At 39.6% G+C, this 16,628-nt stretch carries 16 protein-coding genes; 9 read left to right on the top strand and 7 right to left on the bottom strand.

Translation table 11 applies throughout. The annotated features are described in order from the left end of the window. Positions 1-10: 10 nt before the first annotated feature. The gene (pdxH, locus tag AC2117_RS00830; RefSeq protein ID WP_133971253.1) at positions 11-667 is read left to right on the top strand and encodes a pyridoxamine 5'-phosphate oxidase; all 657 of its coding nucleotides are present in this window, start codon (positions 11-13) and stop codon (positions 665-667) included. Next, positions 668-2,368: a single-stranded-DNA-specific exonuclease RecJ gene (gene recJ, locus AC2117_RS00835; protein WP_133971255.1), complete on the top strand. Its 1,701-nt coding sequence runs from the start codon at positions 668-670 to the stop codon at positions 2,366-2,368. It abuts the gene before it with no gap. A 45-nt stretch (positions 2,369-2,413) separates the two neighbouring features. Here the strand turns inward: recJ and AC2117_RS00840 are convergent, their stop codons facing one another. After that, the gene (locus AC2117_RS00840; protein WP_133971257.1) at positions 2,414-3,181 is read right to left on the bottom strand and encodes a putative porin; all 768 of its coding nucleotides are present in this window, start codon (positions 3,179-3,181) and stop codon (positions 2,414-2,416) included. 335 nt (positions 3,182-3,516) lie between these two features. Continuing rightward, the gene (locus AC2117_RS00845; protein ID WP_133971259.1) at positions 3,517-4,374 is read right to left on the bottom strand and encodes a putative porin; all 858 of its coding nucleotides are present in this window, start codon (positions 4,372-4,374) and stop codon (positions 3,517-3,519) included. 207 nt (positions 4,375-4,581) lie between these two features. On the opposite strand from AC2117_RS00845, the gene prfB reads away from it, so the two are divergent. The 5 genes from prfB to AC2117_RS00870 all read left to right on the top strand — a co-directional run bounded on the left by prfB (position 4,582) and on the right by AC2117_RS00870 (position 9,457). Next, a protein-coding gene (gene prfB / locus AC2117_RS00850) for a peptide chain release factor 2 (protein ID WP_133971261.1) occupies positions 4,582-5,677 on the top strand; the annotation gives its coding sequence in 2 pieces (ribosomal slippage) (positions 4,582-4,653 and positions 4,655-5,677; 1,095 coding nt in all). A 222-nt stretch (positions 5,678-5,899) separates the two neighbouring features. Continuing rightward, positions 5,900-6,202: an ArsR/SmtB family transcription factor gene (locus AC2117_RS00855; RefSeq protein WP_133971263.1), complete on the top strand. Its 303-nt coding sequence runs from the start codon at positions 5,900-5,902 to the stop codon at positions 6,200-6,202. A 28-nt stretch (positions 6,203-6,230) separates the two neighbouring features. Beyond that, positions 6,231-7,289, top strand: coding sequence for an alkene reductase (locus tag AC2117_RS00860; RefSeq protein ID WP_133971265.1), 1,059 nt, complete (start codon positions 6,231-6,233; stop codon positions 7,287-7,289). A gap of 171 nt (positions 7,290-7,460) precedes the next feature. Further along, on the top strand, positions 7,461-8,753 hold the full coding sequence (locus AC2117_RS00865) for a 3-deoxy-D-manno-octulosonic acid transferase (RefSeq protein ID WP_133971267.1): 1,293 nt from the start codon (positions 7,461-7,463) through the stop codon (positions 8,751-8,753). Then, a complete protein-coding gene (locus tag AC2117_RS00870) occupies positions 8,750-9,457 on the top strand; it encodes a 16S rRNA (uracil(1498)-N(3))-methyltransferase (RefSeq protein WP_133971269.1) in 708 nt (235 codons plus the stop codon). The genes AC2117_RS00865 and AC2117_RS00870 overlap by 4 nt, the downstream gene beginning before the upstream one ends. On the opposite strand, the gene AC2117_RS00875 is transcribed toward AC2117_RS00870, so the two are convergent. Both AC2117_RS00875 and AC2117_RS00880 read right to left on the bottom strand, forming a co-directional pair. Beyond that, entirely contained in the window at positions 9,437-10,417 is a 981-nt protein-coding gene (locus AC2117_RS00875; protein ID WP_133971271.1) for a mechanosensitive ion channel family protein, read from the bottom strand. The genes AC2117_RS00870 and AC2117_RS00875 overlap by 21 nt on opposite strands. A gap of 114 nt (positions 10,418-10,531) precedes the next feature. Continuing rightward, complete coding sequence (locus AC2117_RS00880) at positions 10,532-11,107, bottom strand: DUF805 domain-containing protein (protein WP_133971273.1); 576 nt, start codon at positions 11,105-11,107, stop codon at positions 10,532-10,534. 294 nt (positions 11,108-11,401) lie between these two features. Between AC2117_RS00880 and acs the strand changes: the two genes are divergently transcribed. Continuing rightward, positions 11,402-13,351, top strand: a complete 1,950-nt coding sequence (acs, locus tag AC2117_RS00885; RefSeq protein ID WP_133971276.1) for an acetate--CoA ligase — start codon at positions 11,402-11,404, stop codon at positions 13,349-13,351. A 36-nt stretch (positions 13,352-13,387) separates the two neighbouring features. Here the strand turns inward: acs and AC2117_RS00890 are convergent, their stop codons facing one another. Next, the gene (locus AC2117_RS00890) at positions 13,388-13,930 is read right to left on the bottom strand and encodes a cysteine hydrolase family protein (protein ID WP_133971278.1); all 543 of its coding nucleotides are present in this window, start codon (positions 13,928-13,930) and stop codon (positions 13,388-13,390) included. A gap of 105 nt (positions 13,931-14,035) precedes the next feature. Between AC2117_RS00890 and AC2117_RS00895 the strand changes: the two genes are divergently transcribed. Further along, the gene (locus tag AC2117_RS00895; RefSeq protein WP_133971280.1) at positions 14,036-14,449 is read left to right on the top strand and encodes an Lrp/AsnC family transcriptional regulator; all 414 of its coding nucleotides are present in this window, start codon (positions 14,036-14,038) and stop codon (positions 14,447-14,449) included. Between the two features lie 93 nt (positions 14,450-14,542). Here AC2117_RS00895 and sfnG read toward each other — a convergent pair whose 3' ends face one another. Then, positions 14,543-15,655: a dimethylsulfone monooxygenase SfnG gene (sfnG, locus tag AC2117_RS00900; protein ID WP_133971282.1), complete on the bottom strand. Its 1,113-nt coding sequence runs from the start codon at positions 15,653-15,655 to the stop codon at positions 14,543-14,545. Between the two features lie 44 nt (positions 15,656-15,699). Beyond that, a complete protein-coding gene (gene msuE, locus AC2117_RS00905) occupies positions 15,700-16,437 on the bottom strand; it encodes an FMN reductase (protein WP_133971284.1) in 738 nt (245 codons plus the stop codon). Between the last annotated feature and the right edge of the window lie 191 nt (positions 16,438-16,628).

Consider the following 16,628-nt stretch of genomic DNA (forward strand, 5'->3'; position numbering starts at 1 on the left):
GGTGTATGACATGAGTGATGTCATTAAAGATTTAAGTGAATTACGCTTGAGCTATGAGCAGGGCGAGTTGTATGAGGGACAGGTTGAATCAAACCCTCATCAGCAGTTTCTTGGTTGGTTTAACCATGCTCTAGCTGCCAATTTGCATGAACCCTATACCATGTCGTTAGCAACAGCAGGTGCTAATGGCAGACCTCATGTTAGAACTGTTTTGTTACGTGGTGCCACGGAAGCTGGGTATGATTTTTATACTAACTATGACAGTCAGAAAGGTATTGATTTGGCAGAAAATCCTTATGCCGAATTATTATTTTACTGGCCGAGTCTAGAGCGTCAGGTGAGAGTTGGTGGTCGTGTTGTAAAAATTTCTGAACAGGAATCTACAGACTACTATCGTAAACGACCACGTGATAGTCAAATTGCAGCGCATATTAGTGCTCCTCAGAGTGGCAAAATCGAAAGTCGGGAACTGTTACAACAACGTTTCCAAGACTTACAGCAACAAGTTGCAAGTCATGAAGTACTCGATAAACCGGAGTTCTGGGGAGGCTATCGTCTGCAACCGGATTATTATGAATTCTGGCAAGGGCGACCAAATCGTTTACATGACCGCTTGAGTTATGAAAAAATCGACGGTCAATGGATGTTGCACCGGCTGATGCCTTAAATGACAAAAATACAAATCAAACAAAGACCTTTATTGACACGCCCTGAACAGTTTCAGGGCGTGCCTCCGTTTATTGCCGAGATTTTGGCAAGACGTGGAGTCCAATCTGAACAGGAACTAGAGCTCAAGCTTAAGAATTTACTCGCTCCTGAGCTCAAAGGTTTAGAAACCGCTGTAGCCTTAATGGACCAAGCCATTGATGAGCAGAAAAAAATTGTTATTGTCGGGGATTATGATGCCGATGGAGCAACCAGCACAGCTTTAATGGTTCTGGCACTTCGTGATATGGGTGCACAAGTTGACTATCTGGTTCCTGATCGGTTTAAGTATGGTTATGGTTTAACGCCTGCTATTGCTGAATTAGCCTATTCAACATACCACCCCCATATATTAATTACTGTGGATAATGGTATTTCGAGCCATACGGGTGTAGAGGCTGCTCATACATTAGGTATGCAGGTCATTATTACCGATCACCATTTAACCACTAAAGAAACTCCACCAGCAGAAGCAGTTGTAAACCCAAACCAATTAGGCTGTGATTTTCCAAGTAAAGCTTTAGCGGGAGTTGGCGTTGCTTTTTATGTCTTGGCGAATTTGGCAAGTTTACGTAACAAGCAAGGCAAGAGCACAAGTAAGGTAACTCAATACCTAGACTTAGTTGCTTTGGGGACTTATGCGGATGTTGCTGTATTAGATTATAACAACCGAATATTGGTTGATGCAGGCGTAAAAAGAATTCAACAACAACAATGTCGAGTGGGAATTCTAGCGCTATTAGATATTGCTGGTCGAGAAGCCGTTTCATTGCGGGCACAAGATCTAGGATTTGTGATAGGGCCCCGTATTAATGCTGCTGGGCGTATGGAAAGCATGCGTATTGGTATTGAGTGCTTGTTGGCAGAGAATATGGAAACTGCTTATCCTATTGCTCAACAATTAAATCAATTAAATATAGAGCGCCGTCAAGTTGAAGGAGCGATGAAACAACAGGCTCTTACAGCTTTAGATAATCTGCAACTTTCAAAAGAAAATATCCCGTCCGCTCTCGTACTGTTCGAAGAAAGCTGGCATCAAGGTGTTATTGGAATTGTGGCCGGGCGTTTAAAAGAGCAGTTTCATCGACCTACTATTGTTTTTGCCCCTGATGAAGATGGTATTCATATCAAAGGGTCTGCGCGTTCAATTGACGGCGTGCATATTCGAGATACGATTGAACAAGTTGCAGAGCGGCATCCAGAGCTGGTCAGCCATTTTGGTGGGCATGCCGCAGCAGCAGGTTTAACAATTCGAAAAGAGAACTTTGATGCTTTTAAAACGGTTTTTACCGCTTGTGTAGATGCAATGGATGAATCACTTTTTCAGGCAACTTTGTGGACTGATGGAGAGTTGCCAGCTTCGGCTTTACAACTTGACACGCTAACCTGGATAGAGCAGTTGGGGCCATGGGGACAAAAATTCCCTTTTCCTCAGTTTGAAGGCCTTTTCAAGATAATAGATTATCGTTGGCTTAAAGAAACCCATCTAAAACTTAAAGTGGCACTAGATCAATATAGTTTTGACGCAATTGTCTTTAATGCAGCAGGTCGATTTGAGTTCGACCCTATGCGAGATCATGTCCATTTAGTTTATGAGATTGACCGTAATGTATTTAATGGGAACGTGAATTTGCAGTTGCGCATCGTACATTTAAAGCAATAAAAAAACCGCTCTATTGAGCGGTTTTTTATAAGCTTTTAGACTAGATTAGAAGCGGTATCCTGCACGAACACCATAAGTGTTGTCGTTGTCACCGAATCCAATACGACCTTCAACACTTACTTGCTGATTTAAGAATTTTTTAGCATTGATGCCAAATTCATCTTTATCAGTTAAGTCATTGTTGTAGTAGTCAGCACCTACACTGAAAGTTTTGTCGATGTAGTAGTCACCACGAACTTTATATTCGTCTAGGTCACCAAACGCACCGAATGCTTCAAGGTTTACGTCATGTTGACCTACTTGAGTAACGTATTTAGCACGAACTGTTGGATCAGCGCCGTCTTTACCGTCTTTTTCGTCGTAGCCTTTAACACCTAGAGCAAGTAATAAACCAGGAGCTGGTAAATAACCTACTTCAGCAGCATAAGTCGTAACTTTACTATCAATATTAGTGTTGTCGATTTCACGTTCATTTCGGCCTACATCACCGCTAACGTAGAAATCTGAGTTAGGAACATAGTATTCAACGCCTACGCCATACTGAGTGTCTTTTGTACCGCTGTTATCGCCATAGTTGATAAGAGCGTTAACATTACTTGCACGGCTTAAGAAAGCTGCTTCAGCAAGTGGAGCGTTACGAGTTTGAACAGGATTAAAGTAATAAGTCCCGTCAACACCAAATTTGCTTACACTGCTGCCGTCATCTGGATCAAGATAATTGTAAGAACCACCAACTTCAGCTTGGTAAGCGTTTGCTGCGCCACTTACTGCCAGTGCAGATAAAAGAGCTGATGCAATTGCTAGTTTTTTCATGGAATCTCTCCCCTCTAAAAAGCGATTTTATAAATGTTTTGTTACAACTTTTAGTCTAGAGGAAAATGCTTGATCGTCAATCTTAGACAAGTAACCATACTGTAACTATGTGCTTTTTTTGTAAACATATTTAACTTAAGTAATTGATTTTAAATTATAAAAATAGAATGTTTTATTTTATTAAAATTGAGGATGTTTTGTGTAGATCATAAAAAATGCTGTAAAAGTACCCGATTTTGTATGAGGATGTTACCAATTAATCTTAAAATGAAATGAAGAACGCTCAGATAAATCTATCCAAGCGTTTATATCTTTAATTAATAAATTCTTATGAATTAGAAACGGAATGTTCCATTAATACCAAAAGAATCAGCATCCTCAACAGTCGTATAAGTTAAGCCTACTGCTAATTGTGGTGTAATGAATTTTTGTGCACGAAGACTAAAAATTGTATCTGAATCTTCTGCTGTTGAATCTGCAAAAGATGCTCCAATACTTAAAGTTGGATCAAGATAAAGATCTGCACCTAAACGATAAGTGGTTTCATCCCCAATATAAGTTTGTCCTTCAAAATTAGTATAAAAACCAGAAATTTGAGTAACATACTTGGCACGTAGAGTTACGACTGTATCTTCATCTTCACCAGTTACGGCTGCGGCATTTGACAACGAAGTAATAAAGCCATATTTAGCTGCTTGTATTGGATCGAAACTTTCAGATAAATCTGTTACACCAGCAGCCAATAATAATCCATCTGTTGGTAGGAAACCGACCTCTACAGCATAGCCATTACCGTTATCATCAGCTGAACCGAAATCATTTGCAGTGGCTTCTCTTTTTGTACGGTTAAATGCTCCTGATAAATAGAGCGAGGTATTTGGAATAAAGTATTCACCAGTAATACCTACAGAACTAAATTCGAGTTTTCCAGAATCTTCATCATCTTCTAGTTTGCTATATGCATAGCCTAGTCCAATATTTGAAGATTTATTTAGAAATGCAGCTTCTGCTAAAGGATATGTTTTTGTTTCAACTGGATTAAAATAATATTTGCCGTTAATACCGAAGCTATTATTTTCTCCCCCATCCATATCTGTAAATTCGTACATTGTACCAACTTCAGTTTGATAGGCATTTGCATTGAAAGCACATGTGGCGGTAAGGATTGCGAATAAAATATTTGATTTTTTCATGAGAAAAACTCTAGTAATGAATGTTATAAAGTTATTAAGATTTTAAGTTGTTAATTTTAATATATTTTTATGATATTAATCAATAATATTATATCTACTTATCTTTTTTAGAGTGATAAAAATCAATAAGTTTTAGTCCTTTTGTTTGGGAATGACAAGCTATGCTAAAATAATCGACTGTTTATCTGCTTTTATGGGAACACTCGCGTGGAAATTAATCCTTATCTAAACCAATTGAAAGACTTAACTGATCGTAGCCAAACACTACGGGGGTATCTTTGACTACGATCTAAAGAAAGAACGTTTAGAAGAAGTTTTACGTGAGTTAGAAGACCCTGCAATCTGGAGCGATCAAAGTCGTGCTCAGGCTATGGCCAAAGAAAAGGGCGAGCTTGAAAATGTCATTAATGTGTTAGACGGTTTAGCAACACAGCTTGAAGATGCAAAAGCAATGCTAGATTTGGCCGTAGAAGCCGATGATGAAAGCCTGCTTGAAGACGTTCAGTCTGAGCTTGGTGCTGCCGAAGATGAACTGGCTAAACTTGAATTCCGTCGTATGTTTAGTAATCCAATGGACCCAAATCCTTGCTATGTCGAGATTCAATCGGGTTCAGGTGGTACAGAAGCACAAGACTGGGCATCTATGCTGTTACGTATGTATATGCGCTGGATTGAACGTCACGGTTTTAAAGCAGAACTTATGGAAGTATCTGACGGTGATGTGGCTGGTATCAAGTCTGCAACGATTCGTGTTGAAGGTGAATATGCCTATGGTTGGTTACGTACCGAATCAGGTGTACATCGTCTAGTTCGTAAATCACCATTTGATAGCGGTAACCGCCGTCATACCTCATTCTCTGCGGTATTTATTTCACCGGAAGTTGACGACAATATTGAAATTGATATCAATCCGTCTGATGTTCGTACCGATACTTACCGTGCATCGGGTGCGGGTGGTCAGCACATTAACAAAACTGATTCGGCAGTACGTTTAACTCACATGCCAACAGGTATTGTGGTGGCATGTCAGAACCAGCGTTCACAACATGCTAACCGTGACCATGCATGGAAACAGTTACGTGCGAAGTTGTATGAATTGGAAATGCAAAAACGTAATGAAGCAGCTCAAGCTCTAGAAGACTCGAAGTCTGATATTGGTTGGGGAAGCCAGATTCGTTCGTATGTATTAGATGATTCACGTATTAAAGATTTACGTACGGGTGTTGAAAACTCTAATACGGGTGCTGTTCTTGATGGTGACCTTGACCGCTTTATTGAGGCGAGTTTAAAACAAGGTTTATAAGAGTCTGATGAACTTTTAGTTTAAATACAGTTCATCTATGAATATGTAGGACTCTTGGATTTTTAGCGATTAAAACGGCAAAGCAGTTCAGTACTTAAATGTTAATCGAAAAAATACGATATCAATATCGAAAAAAATAGATATGAATATCGAAAAAATGCGATATGATGTTTTTGAAATGCTGAACAAAGCTTTGTTCGTTTAAAAAGACGTGTTGAGCCTATGGATATTGATGCAATTAGCAAAGCCCTTTCCAATCCTCTGCGCAGGCAAATTTTGCAATGGTTAAAAGAACCTGAACATTATTTACCTGTAGAAGAATGTGGCGGTAGTTTTGAGAAGGGTGTTTGCGCAGGTCATATTGAACGTTTGGGTGAAGTAGCTCAGTCTACAATGTCTAATCATTTGTCTGTGTTACAGCAGGCGGGGCTTATTCAGGTCCAAAAATATGGTCAATGGTCTTATTTTTCACGTAACGAAGCTTTGATTCAGCAATATATCGAACATTTAAAACAAACACTTTAACTATACTAAAGTGTAAGTCGAGGCGATTATGGCTGAACTCAATACTCCTTTAACGGTTGGTGATTTTGAAATTAAAAATCGACTAGTTATGGCTCCACTAACACGTGCGCGTAGTGGTGAAAGTCGAGTACCTAACGATTTAATGGTGGAATATTATCAACAACGTGCAAATGCTGGTCTGATTCTGACTGAAGCAACAGTGATTGGTTCAAAAACTGTGGGTTATGCAGAAACTCCAGGGTTATGGTCACAAGAGCAAGCACAGGCTTGGAATAAGATTATTGAGGCAGTTCATGCTCAAGGTTCGAAAATTGTAGCTCAACTTTGGCATGTGGGACGTATTTCGCATCCTGAACTTTTAGAAGGTGATACACCTGTTGCGCCGAGTGCGATTCAGCCTGCTGGTGAAGTGAGTTTGTTACGCCCTAAACGTCCATATGTGAAGCCGCGTGCACTTTCAATTGAAGAAATTAAAGAGGTCGTTGCTCAATATAAACATTCAGCAGAATTGGCTAAGGTTGCTGGTTTTGATGGCGTTGAGTTACATGCCGCTAATGGTTATTTAATTGACCAGTTCCTTCAAAGCAATACCAACCAACGTAATGATGAGTACGGTGGTCCGATTGAAAATCGCGCTCGTTTATTATTAGAAGTGATTGACGCATTTATTGAAGTGTGGGGCGCTGGCCGAGTAGGTGTACATATTGCACCACGTGGTGATTCACACGATATGGGTGATGAAAATCCGTTAGCGACATTTGGTTTTGTCGTTGAGCAATTGAATCAACGTAATGTTGCTTTCATTTTCTCTCGTGAATATGAAGCTGCTGACAGTATTAGTCCTCAACTTCGTGAAAAATTTAATGGTGTATGGATTGCCAACGAAAACCTAACTCCAGAATCTGCAAAACGTATCTTGCGTGATGGTGGGGCTGACGCTGTATCTTTTGGTAAAGCTTATATTGCAAATCCGGACCTGTTGCAGCGTTTAGAGCAAAACTTACCTTTAAATGAGCTTCAACCTACTACTTTATATGCTAAAGGTGCGGAAGGTTACACAGATTATCCAGCGTTGGAAGCTTCATAAAATAGTATTAAATATTTAAAGATTTACTAATTGCTGATCTTGTTAGTTTATGAGCTCAGTAAATAGCTTTTCTTATAAATGGTAGAGTTTCAGTATAGAAGCTCTGCCATTTTTTTTATCTATGTTATATTTTCCCCAGTTTTTAAACTTTGATTATTTGAGGCAAACCGCTTGGCGACCCCATTTTGGTACAACACCGCACTTCATTTATTAAAACCTTTTTATCGCTGGCGAATAAAAAAACGTGCAGAAAACCAGCAATTGTATGATCAGGAATGTCTAGAAAGATTTGGACCGTTTGAATCTCCTAAAAATGTGCGAGCGATTTGGTTCCATGCCGTTTCGGTCGGAGAAACAAATGCTGCGCAGCCATTAATAGAACATTATCTTAAACTTGGGCAGCCTGTTTTAGTCACCAATACCACTAAAACAGGGCAGGCCCGTGCCAAATCATTATTTTTAAAACCACCTTATCTAGACTTATTTCAAGCGGTCTATTTGCCAGTGGACCAGAAGCATTCGGTGAAAGAGTTTTTTGAATTATATCAGCCTCGATTGTTAGCATTAGTTGAAACAGAACTTTGGCCAAATTTAATTGATCAGGCCAAGCAACAGCATGTGCCTTGTTTATTATTAAATGCACGCTTGTCGGAAAAATCGGCTAAAGGATATGGGCGAGTTGCGGGGCTAACGGCAGGAATGCTCAAAAACCTTGATTGGGTCTTGGCACAAGATGCTGCGACTCGACAACGCTATGTGGAACTTGGTTTAGATCAACAAAAAAGTCAGGTGGTTGGAAATATTAAATTTGATATTCACGCCCCAGAAACATTTGTAAATCAGGCAGCACAATTACGCCAGCAATGGTATTTGGGGCAACGTAAAGTTCTGACAATTGCCAGTACACATGCACCCGAAGAACAGCAAATTTTGCAGGTACTTCAGCCTTATTTAAAGTCAGATCCAGATTTAGTTTGTATTGTGGTGCCACGTCATCCTGAACGGTTTGATGAAGTATTTGAAATTTGCCAAAACTTAGATTTAGTGACTCATCGTAGAAGTATGAATCATGGCATTCATGCAAGTACGCAGGTTTATTTAGCCGATAGTATGGGGGAGCTTTGGTTATGGTATGCCTTAAGTCAGGTGTGCTTTGTGGGGGGATCGCTTAATGAGCCAGGTGGTGGGCACAATATTTTAGAGCCTATGGTTTTAAATGTGCCGACAGTCATTGGACCACGTTATTTTAATTTCCAAACGATTGTTGATGAATTCATTGATGAAAATGGTGTGCTGATTGCTCAAGATGCTGAGCAAGTTGTAGCAATCTGGATGGCTTGCTTAGCTGAACCTGATGACGCTCAGCAAGTGGTAGAGCAAGCGCATAAAGTTTTACATCGCAATAAAGGTTCTTTGCAAAAACATATTGGGATAATTAACAGATATCTAGCCGAAAAATCATGAATATCGTTTTATTAGAACCAGAAGATGTTCAATCAGACACGTGGTTAATTCACTCAAAACGCCAATTACAGCATTTACGTGAACACCTTGATATTGCGGTTGGAGATCAGCTTAAGGTTGGGATTCGAAATGGTGCGCGATATGTCACTGAAATTGTTTCTATCACAGAACAAAAGGTAGATGTACGCCCAGTTTGCGAAGAAATAGTACCTGCAAAACTTCCAGTACATTTAATTGTAGCTTTGCCAAGACCTAAAGTTTTACGCCGTTTAATGATGGATAGTGTGACTTTAGGTGTTGAAAAAATTAGTCTGATTCATAGTTATCGGGTCGATAAAAGCTATTGGCAGACTCCATTTTTGCAGCAAATCGACAACTATGTGACTTTGGGGCTTGAGCAAGCAGGGGACACGATTGTTCCTGAAATTCAAATTTATAAACGCTTTAAGCCTTTTGTTGAAGATGTTTTGCCGAGCTTAATTTCAAAAGAAATACCTGCCTATGTGGCGCATCCTTATGCTGAGCAGAGCATGCCAACCCATATTAGCCATGCTTGTAGTATTGTGGTCGGACCCGAAGGTGGTTTTATCCCTTATGAGGTTGATTTGCTCACAAAAAACGGCTGCCAAGCTGTGAGCTTAGGCAACCGTATTTTAAGAACTGAAACGTCTATTTCTTATATTTTAGGTCGTCTCTTTAGTTGATGCTTCAGGGTTTAAAAGCGGCTGATTCGCAGCCATTTTTAATTCCTGAATTGGGTAAGGAATATTAATACCATGCATACTAAAAGCCTGTTTTACTTGAGCTTGAATTGTACTCGTAGATGAAGACATATCAGTTTCAGTTGTATCAACCCACCAACGTACAGTTAGGTTAACCGAGAAATCTGCTAAAGCTGTGACGTTAACAGAGAAGGCTGGCTGACTAAGTACATTTCGGTCATTATTAAGAATATCTAAAATAATCTGTTTGGCCTTTTGTTCATCATCGTCATATCCAATTCCGACCACAAACTCGCAGCGTCGTTGTTGATAAGCAGTATTTACAGTTAAAGCACTCGTATAAACAGTTGCGTTTGGAATGACAATACGACGACCATCTGGCGAACGTAAGAATGTTGCACGAATCTGAATATCTTCAACAGTTCCTTCAAGTGAGTTCACCACGATTGAGTCGCCAATACGGAATGGCTCACTTAATAAAATTAAAATACCTGACAGTAAGTTCTGAAAAATATCTTTAAATGCGAAACCAATTGCGACCGAACCAATCCCTAATGCGCTCATTAATTGGCCTGGAGTAAACCCTGGAATCATGATGACTAATGCAATTAAGAAACCAAAAAATAAAATTGCTGTACTACCTACGCGGTTCAATACCAGAACTAGATTTTGACGAGTATAAGATCGGTTTTCTAAGGTTTTACGAACAAAGAATTTAAATAATTTGGTGAGTAGCCAAAAAATAACAAAGACGATGATTGCAATACAAATATAAGGCACACGTTCCCAGAAGCTATCCACAATTTTATCAATTGTGGTATAGGCATCATGATACTTTTCAGTATGGGCCAAAACCGTTTGAGTGGTTTTAGTCCCAGCCTCTTGCAAAAGTTCGCCTGTATTTTTTGCGACATCCGTTAAGGATTTTTGTTCATCAGCCACGATAAGTCTCTATTAAAAAAAGTTTATGAAAGCGATGATCGGCTTTCATTATAGTAGGAGATAAAATGTGCGCCTACTATAATGAGTTCATCTGAATAATAAAGTGTTTTTTAATTAAAAGTATTCCGTTCCTTTTTGTAAGATTTGTGACGGTGTTTCTAGAGTATCGGTCCCTGAGAAATAGTAAAAAATTCCTGCTGTTGAAATGAGGCTAATTAAAATAGCCACTAAAATAAGCCAAGCCATAAGTTTTTCTATAAACGTTGATGGTCGAACAGGACCATACTGATTGGTACCTGCTGTACCTGAGGCAAGCAGTAAATAAATCATAAAGAAGAACTGAATAACTGGAATGAATAACAGTAATCCCATCCAGCCACTCTTATTTAAATCATGCAGACGTCGAACAACGAGAACAATATTTAAATAAATCAAGAAGACCGAAAAAGCCCAGACCACTAAAGCACTGAGGCCAGAAAGAGAACTATAAAATTCAAAATTAAACAGATTACTTGAAAGCTGAAAACTTCCAAAAAATGAGGCCAAAATAAGATAACCTACAAGGGTGACTAAATAAATTAGTCCATATCCACCTAAATAGCTCATACGATTAAAGCGACCATGAATTGAAAAAGGACTATCTTTAAAAGGGAGCTGGGGTGGGCGTGAAGAGGTTGTTTGGGCAAACATATTATTTTATTCCTGTGCTCGATATGAGAGACAAAATAATCTTTGTTGATGATCAAAACCATCAAATCTTGAAAAAATTATAAAAGTAAAAGCTATAGACAAATGTTTTAAATCAACTTAATTTTATAAAAATGTTCACAATTTCGTATGCTTGAGTAAGTGGTTAATATATGACCAAAGTCGCATTGTTTGGACTTTGAAAGAGTCATCATACTGCAAAGGCATGCAAATAAGATCCAGTAAAATAATAGCCACAGTCTCGAGATGGGATGCACAAGATCAAGGAAGTTGCGTATGAATGAGATCTATCCAGTACCAGAGGAATTTAAAAAAACAGCTCGTACTGTTGAAGCAGACTACTTTAAACGTTATCAACACTCTATCGAGAGCCCAGATGAGTTCTGGGCAGAGCAAGCTAAAATTGTCGATTGGATAAAGCCATTTACCCAAGTTAAAAATACGAGTTTTGACAAAGACAATTTCAAAATTGAATGGTTTGCCGATGGTGAGTTGAACGTGTCAGCAAATTGCCTAGACAGGCATCTTAAAGAACATCCTCATAAACCTGCAATTATTTGGGAAGGTGACCATCCTTCTCGCCATAAAATCGTTTCTTATAAAGAATTACACGATGAAGTCTGCCGCTTTGCTAACGTTTTAAAGAAATATGGCATTGGTAAGGGTGATCGTGTTGTGCTCTATATGCCAATGGTCACTGAAGCTGCAATTGCCATGTTAGCCTGTGCCCGTATTGGCGCAGTTCACTGTGTGGTATTTGGTGGTTTCTCACCAGACTCTTTAGCAAGTCGTATTGAAGACAGCCAAGCTAAACTTGTGATTACAGCAGACTCGAGCCTACGTGCGGGTAAGTTGTTACCACTCAAAGAAAATGTTGATTTGGCTTTAGCGTTACCCGGCACTGAATGCGTTGAAAATGTGATTGTGGTTTACCGTAATGCGAACCCAATTGAAATGAAACCGGGCCGTGATTTGTGGTATCACCTCGTTATCATGGAAGTTGATGCGAACTGTCCGCCAGAGCCTATGAAGGCAGAAGATCCTTTATTTATTCTCTATACTTCTGGTTCAACAGGTAAACCAAAAGGGGTCTTGCATACCACTGGTGGTTATCTGGTTTATGTGACAAGTACATTTAAAGAAGTTTTTGATTTAAAACAAGATGATGTGTATTGGTGTACAGCCGATGTAGGCTGGATTACAGGACATAGTTATCTCCTCTATGGACCGCTGGCAAATGGCACCACGACTTTAATGTTTGAGGGGGTGCCTCAATACCCAACATGGGCACGTCTTGGTCATGTGGTCGACAAGCACAAAGTCTCTATTTTATATACGGCTCCAACCGCGATTCGCGCCATGATGCGAGAAGGTGATTCATTTGTGCGTGAAAGTAACCGCAGCAGCTTGCGTTTACTCGGTTCGGTCGGTGAGCCTATTAACCCTGAAGCTTGGAACTGGTACTACAACGTGGTCGGTGAAGGCCGCTGTCCAATTGTTGATACATGGTGGCAAACTGAGACAGGTGGTATTTTAATTGCACCGTTACCAGGTGCAACCGCGCTAAAACCCGGTTCGGCAACACGTCCGTTATTTGGTATTCAGCCAGCAATTGTAGATGGTGAAGGCAATGAGCTAGAAGGTGCCGTAGAAGGTAATTTAGTTATTAAAGATTCATGGCCCGGCCAGATGCGTACCATTTGGGGTGACCCAGATCGCTTTATTGAAGCTTACTTCTCGACCTTTAAAAATACTTATTTTACAGGTGATGGTGCTCGCCGTGATGAAGATGGCTATTACTGGATTACGGGCCGCGTAGATGATGTTTTAAACGTTTCAGGTCACCGTCTGGGTACGGCTGAAATTGAAAGTGCTTTGGTGTCGCATGAATCAGTAGCAGAAGCTGCGGTGGTGGGGATGCCACACGAGATTAAAGGACAGGGTATTTGTACTTTCGTGACTTTGCAGGCTGGTGTACCTGAGTCAGAAGAGTTGCGTAAAGAGTTAATTAACTGGGTACGTAAAGTGCTTGGACCAGTGGCTTCGCCAGATGCACTACACTGGGCACCAGCATTACCTAAAACGCGTTCTGGAAAAATCATGCGCCGTATTTTAAGAAAAATCGCGGCAAATGAGTTAGATAGTTTGGGAGATACTTCAACCTTGGCTGAGCCAGCTGTGGTAGATCAGTTAATTGCAACGGTCTATCCAGATAAGCAAAAGTAAAATTTAAAAAAAGCCCCGTTTGGGGCTTTTTATTTTTTAATGTTTTTCTAAAAACTCTGCTGTGCTTTGTACATCAGCAAACATGCTTAATGCAGCTAAAAAGGCATTTTGTACGTCTTCAGCTTTCACGATTTTACCGTTGAAGGTTAAATCGCGGGTAGCTGTTGCATCGCCAATTAATATAGGTTCATAGCCACGTTCTTTTGCAGCTCGGGTTCCTGAATCAATACAAATATGTGTCATCATGCCTGTAATAACAAGTTGCTCAATTTGATATGCTTTTAAAAGTTCATCTAAATTGGTTTCTAAAAAACTATTTGGATAATGCTTTATCACGATCAATGAATCACTGCCAGCATTGAGTTCAGAGTGAAGCAAAACACCGTCGGTATTTTCTTGAAAGAAGCTGGCCTGTGGTGGGCTAATATGTTGCACATAAATGATTGGGAGATTTTTCTCGCTAAAATATTGTTCGAGCTGCTTTATTTTTTCTAAGGCTTGATCAGGTTGTACCAATTCCATTTTGCCATTTGTAAAATAATCATTTTGTACGTCGATAATTATCAATGCTTGTTTCATGAGATCACTCTTGTTCATATGAGATAAAACAAGGTTATTCTCTACTGGCAAAATCGGCTATAGTCAGATGAAAGCATTACCGCCAGTTTTCTTTCGCCATGAAAAATGTATATTGAATTAGACCCGATTGATCTAAAAATTATTGCATTGCTCAAACAAGATTCCCGTCTGACAAATAAAGAAATTGGGCAACGTGTCCACCGGACAGGACAGGCAGTAGGAGCCAGAATTGCTCAGTTGATGGATGCAGGTGTCATTAAAAATTACACCATTGCCGTTCAATACAACCATAAACAATTTATTCATTTGCATTTAAATGAACAACGCGCATTTGAAGAAATTGAAAATTTAGTCAAGCAATATGAACAAATAGATGAATGCTTTAAAGTCATGGGAAACGCGTGTTATATGATCGTCAGCCATTTCGAACCCGCAGCATTAAATGAATTTATTGAGAAACTTTCAAAATGGTGTCGCTATTCGGTTGAAACAGTCATTCGAGAGGTTGAGAAATCTTAAAAAATAAAGGCTCCAAGCCGAGTCTTGGAGCCAATAAGTGTTTATTTTTAATTTATTGTTTTTATTGTCTTGCGCTGCTTTAACTGAAGTTTTTTAGGCTGATTTGGCTTGAATTTCTATCTCCTTTTCTTGTTGAAGTTCTAATTGGCGCACAAGAGGTAGAACTTTTTCCCCAAAATATTCTACCTCTTCAATGAAATGTAAAAATCCAGAAAGAATCAAATCAACACCTACATCTTTAAGAGCCACAATACGCTCTGCAATTTGCTGGGGTGTACCAATTAAATTGGTTTTAAAACCATCGTTATATTGCACTAGATCTTCAAAACTTGATTTCGCCCAGTTACCTTGTTGCTCTGGTGAAGCTGCACCTGCTTCACGTGTTGCATCGCCAAACGCATTTACCGCTTCGGTGTTGGCTTTATCAATAATTTCTTGAAGTACCGTTTTTGCTTCTTCTTCGGTATCTCTGGCAATAATGAAGGCATTTACCCCAATTTTGACATGGTGGTTGTTGGCTTTTGCTTTGGTACGAATGTCTTCGACTTGTTTTTGAATCTCTTCTACTGTATTCCCGTTGGTGAAATACCAGTCAGAAACACGTGAGGCCATGTCACGTGCAGCACGGGAACTACCACCCTGAAACACTTCTATATAAGGTTTTTGCAGAGGTTTGGGTTTAAGTGTGTAGTTTTGAAATTGGTAGTATTTACCATCGAAGCTATAGTTGTCTGTAGTCCAGATTCCTTTTAGCGTACGGATAAATTCTTCAGAGCGGACGTAGCGTTCATCATGCTCTGGCCACTCTTCCCCAATCGCATCAAATTCCCCTCTAAACCAGCCACTTACTACATTAATGGCAATACGGCCTTCGGTTAAATAATCAATGGTTGCAAGTTGCTTTGCTGCGAGTACTGGTTTCCATGGGCCGGGCAGAATTGCAGCAATGACCTTAAGTTTTTCAGTTTTTGCAAGTAATGCATGACTGAAACTGACTGACTCATGCTGATTTTCTGCCCCATAGCCCGCCGTAAAACGAATTTGGGTGAGTGCATATTCAAAACCATTGTTTTCGGCAGCTTGTGCAAGGCGAACATTGTAGTCATAACTCCAGTCTGTACGCTGTTCGATGTTACTCACGACAAGGCCACCGCTCACATTTGGTACCCAATAAGCAAATTTAATCGGCTGTTGTAATTGCGTCATGGTGCGTTCTCCCAATTCGTTATTTTTATTTAGGCATATTGCGGTTAGGCAACATGCGTTAATGATTTGCCAGTCTTATGATGCAAACGAGATTCTGCTGCATCAAGATTTGGTACCGCTGCTGAAGGAAGAACTTCTTCTTGTTCAATCTGTTTATTAATCCCTAACTCTTGGTTCGCTTGCTGAGATTTAGATTTGATGACTTCAGCACGCTTACCTTTTGCTGGCGCCCATTCTAAAATTGGTAATGCACGAGCCACAGCTAAGGTAATGCGGTCAGATAACTGCTCACTTTTCACTGTGTATTCAGGAGTAAAGTCTCGATCTGTCGCATATACCCCAATTGGTAAAGTTTGTGCTTGGAAGAAGCTAAACAATGGGCGTAGTTGATGCTCAAGTACAAGCGCATGACGATCACTACCGCCTGATGCTGCTAAAAGTACAGGCACATCAACTAATGCAGTTTGTTCAACAAAATCGAAGAAATGTTTAAAAAGACCTGTGAAAGAAGCACGGTAAACAGGTGTGCCAACAATTAAAGCATCTGCTGCTTCAACCGCTGCAAGATCGTCTTGTACACGTTGTGGAAGTTGGTTGCGATAAAATGCGCCGCCTAATAAAGGCCCAATTTCGCTTAATTTAATGAAATGAACTTTAATATCGATTGCTTCAGATAATTCATCAAGAATGGCTTGAACCAGACTTTCCGTTTTAGATGGGGTATTTAAGCCACCAGAAACAGCAACAATATTCAAAGGTTTTGGTGATGAGATACCAGTCATAATTTGGTTCCTAAGCCTAAAAAAGGTGATTGGACCTATTAATCAACAACGACGGTAAACTGTAAAATAACGAAATTGGTCAACCTTATCTGTTTTAAATATAAAAGATAAATAGTGGATTTTTATACTTTTTTTCTTAATTAAGTAACTGTTTTTATTCTATATAATTATTGGTGATATATTTTTTATAA

Origin of the sequence: Acinetobacter calcoaceticus (assembly GCF_900520355.1) — a bacterium.
GTDB lineage: Bacteria > Pseudomonadota > Gammaproteobacteria > Pseudomonadales > Moraxellaceae > Acinetobacter > Acinetobacter calcoaceticus_C.